General features: G+C 78.2%; 1 protein-coding gene and 2 pseudogenes. All 3 read right to left on the bottom strand.

What is annotated here, in order from left to right:
* Positions 1–279: pseudogene (locus NH602_RS30600) on the bottom strand (hypothetical protein); the annotation flags it as partial.
* Positions 279–1,082, bottom strand: coding sequence for a purine-nucleoside phosphorylase (locus tag NH602_RS30595; protein WP_253069654.1), 804 nt, complete (start codon positions 1,080–1,082; stop codon positions 279–281). The pseudogene NH602_RS30600 and the gene NH602_RS30595, both read right to left, overlap by 1 nt.
* A 37-nt stretch (positions 1,083–1,119) precedes the next feature.
* Positions 1,120–1,755, bottom strand: a pseudogene (locus NH602_RS30590) (hypothetical protein); the annotation flags it as partial.

The following is a 1,755-nucleotide window of genomic DNA, read 5'->3' as shown; positions in this document are numbered from 1 at the left end:
GGTGCAGGCCCCGGCGAAGGCGTCGAAGGCCTTCTCCGCCGCCGCGGTCGTGGTCTCGGTCCGGGCCGGCTCGTCGAGGGTGGGGTCACCGGGCCCGTCGAGCACGACCCGCCCGACGGAGCCCGGGGGGGCGCCGATCCAGGCGGCCGCCGCCGCGGCACCGTCGCCGCCGGCCATCGCGGTGGCCAGCACGCGCTGCAGCTCGGCCCGGGTGCCCGGGTCGGGGTCGTCGGCGATCCAGCGCAGCGCCGCGTCGCGCAGCGGCCCCGGCAGCACCATCAGATGCGGCCGACGAGGTCGCGCAGCAGCGAGCCCATCCGGGTCGCCGCCGCGGCGCCGGCGTCGAGGACCTCCTGGTGGTTCAGCGGCTGCCCGGACAGGCCCGCGGCCAGGTTGGTGACCAGCGAGATGCCGGCGACCTCCAGTCCGGCGGCGCGGGCGGCGATCGTCTCGGCGACGGTGGACATCCCGACCAGGTCCGCGCCCAGCGTGCGCAGCATCCGGATCTCGGCCGGGGTCTCGAAGTGCGGACCGGGCAGCCCGGCGTAGACGCCGTCGACCAGCGACGGGTCCAGCTCGCGGGCGGCGGCGCGCAGCCGGGGGGAGTAGGCGTCGGTGAGGTCGACGAAGTGCGCTCCGTGCAGCGGCGAGCGCGCCAGCAGGTTGAGGTGGTCGGAGATCAGCACCGGCTGCCCGACCGACAGGCCCTCGGTGATGCCGCCCGCCGCGTTGGTCAGCACGACCGTGCGGACACCGGCCGCCGCGGCGGTGCGGACGCCGTGCACGACCGGGTCCATCCCGTGGCCCTCGTAGAGGTGGGTGCGCCCGAGCAGGACCAGCACCCGGGTGCCGCCGATGCGCAGCGAGCGGGCGGTGCCGCCGTGGCCGACCGCGGACGGCGCGACGAACCCGGGCAGCTCGGCCATCGGGACCTCGGTGTCCGGGGTGCCGAGGACGTCGGCGGCCGGACGCCAGCCGGAGCCCAGGACCACCGCCACGTCGTGGGTGTCGGTGCCGGTGCGGCGGGCGAGCTCGGCGGCGGCGGCGTGGGCGCGAGCGGTGGGGTCGGCGGTGTCGGCCATGCGCGCCAGCCTAGGGGCCGCCGGCGCCGTGGCCGGCTCAGCCCGGGGTGGCGCGGAAGCCCGAGCCGATGGCGTCGAACAGGCCCGCGACGGCGTCCTCGGCGCGGCCGGCGGGGGAGGTCAGCTGCAGTACCCAGACCCCGTCGAGCTGGTCGCGGCCGGGAACGATGCGCATCAGCGTGCTGCGCTGCGCGCTGCCGCTGCCGGTGGTGAGCGCGACCTGGCTGGAGCCGTCGGGCAGCTGCTCGACCGGCCCGACCTCGACCGGGTCGACGCCCAGCGCCTCGGGGGTGAGGGCGTCGGTGACGGCCCGGACCGAGGTCGCCGCCCGGACCGAGAGCTCCTGACGGCCGTCCGGGCTGACGAAGCGGACGACGACCGAGCCGTCGGGGGCGGGCGAGCGGAACTGCGTCCAGCCGTCGGGCACCGGCACGGTGAAGCCGAGCGGGTCCGGGTAGGTGGTGCGCAGCGACCGGTCGGTGGCGACGGTGACCGTCGACAGCGGTTCCTGCCCGGCCAGCGCGCGGACCCCGGCGAACCCGGCGAGCGCGCCGAGCAGCACGATCAGGGCGCCGCCGAGCACCAGCGGGACGGCGCCGAGCACGGTGGTCGGGCCGGCCGCCGCGGTACGGGCGGGCGCCGCCCCCCGCGACGACGGGCGGGCCTGCCGCGG

Origin of the sequence: Pseudonocardia sp. McavD-2-B, assembly GCF_024124365.1 — a bacterium.
In the GTDB taxonomy this organism is placed as follows: domain Bacteria; phylum Actinomycetota; class Actinomycetes; order Mycobacteriales; family Pseudonocardiaceae; genus Pseudonocardia; species Pseudonocardia alni.
The sequence above is the reverse complement of the archived record's forward strand: the minus strand, read 5'-3'. Positions and strand labels throughout refer to the sequence as shown.

What these genes read in the sequence shown, in the direction of transcription:
- NH602_RS30595 (WP_253069654.1), bottom strand. Translation starts at nt 1,082, where the DNA reads ATGGCCGACACCGCCGACCCCACCGCTCGCGCCCACGCCGCCGCCGCC.